Annotated in this window: 1 protein-coding gene; it reads left to right on the forward strand. The window is 65.6% G+C overall.

Features of this window, described 5'->3' with window-relative positions; genetic code table 11:
• Positions 1–1,234, forward strand: a 1,234-nt coding sequence (locus ACFY5C_RS41745; RefSeq protein ID WP_389455308.1) for a DEAD/DEAH box helicase, incomplete at both ends; no start/stop codon positions are given.

Here is a 1,234-nt window from a genome sequence, read left to right on the forward strand (position 1 = left end):
CGCAACGATTCGGTTTGCCCTCCCAGGAGACCGACCTGGCGCGTGGGACCTCATTCTTGTCGATGACGAAGAGCGTCGGCACGAAGTGAATCTGGCGGCTGGCGACACCGAGACCGTACGGCCGCTGGTCAGCGACGGGCAAGCCAACTCAGCCCGTGTGCTCGCGGCCATGTGGACCCAGTGGATGAACGCTGCGGCGACCAATGCCGAGTCCAGCGCGATGGCAGCTACGCCGCTGAAGCCGTACGCGCACCAGACCACGGCTGTCTACGGGGCGATGCTTCCCCAGCCCCTGCTGCGCTTCCTCCTGGCCGACGAGCCGGGCACCGGCAAGACGATCATGGCGGGCCTGTACCTCCGTGAAATGCAGCGACTCGGCCTGATCAAGCGGGCGATCATCGTCTGCCCGGCGAACCTGGCCACCAAATGGGTGGACGATTTCCAGCGGCTCCTGGGGGGCGGACTGCGTCAGCTCACCTCAGCCACGGTGCGTGAGAACGCCCTGAACTCCAACGACCTGTGGGTGGTTTCCCTTGAGCTTGCAGCGGTGAACCCCGCGGTGCAGGACGCGATACGCCCGGACAAGGCAGGTTGGGATCTGGTCGTGTTCGACGAGGCCCACCGACTGACTCCGACTGCCGCGGGATTCCACCAGGTTGGACGACTCCTGGCCAAGAACACCCCGCGGGCACTGCTGATGACGGCAACGCCGCATCGAGGCAAGGAGTGGCTCTTTCGGCACCTGCTGCACCTGGTCGACCCCGAGATCTACCCGGATCCGGGCAGTGACCCCAACGTCGAGCTAAGTGCGCTGCGTCCCGGGCCCATTCACTTCCTGCGGCGGATGAAGGAGGACCTGGTCGACTACGATGGCACCACTCGGCTATTCAAGGGGCGCACTGCGCACAATCACAGTGTCCCGCTGTCGCAGTCCGAGTACGGCTTCTATCAGGCTGCCCTCGACATGGTCGACCGGTTCTTCCCTCCGGTGGCGCAGCCGCTTGCCCGCATGGTCTACGGCAAGCGAGCAGCCTCCAGCCTCTACGCCTTGGCCGAGACGCTGCGGCGGCGCCACGAGCATATGGGGGCGATGAGCGAGGCGGAGGCGGCGCTCATAGCCGATCGCGAGGACCACGGTGACGAGGCCGAGGTCGAAGAGGCGAAGGTGATTCACACGGTCTCGGCCTCGACCAGGGCTGAGCGGACCGCGATCAACAGCCTTGTGCAGCAGATC

Origin of the sequence: Streptomyces sp. NPDC012935, assembly GCF_042900345.1 — a bacterium.
Taxonomy (GTDB): domain Bacteria; phylum Actinomycetota; class Actinomycetes; order Streptomycetales; family Streptomycetaceae; genus Streptomyces.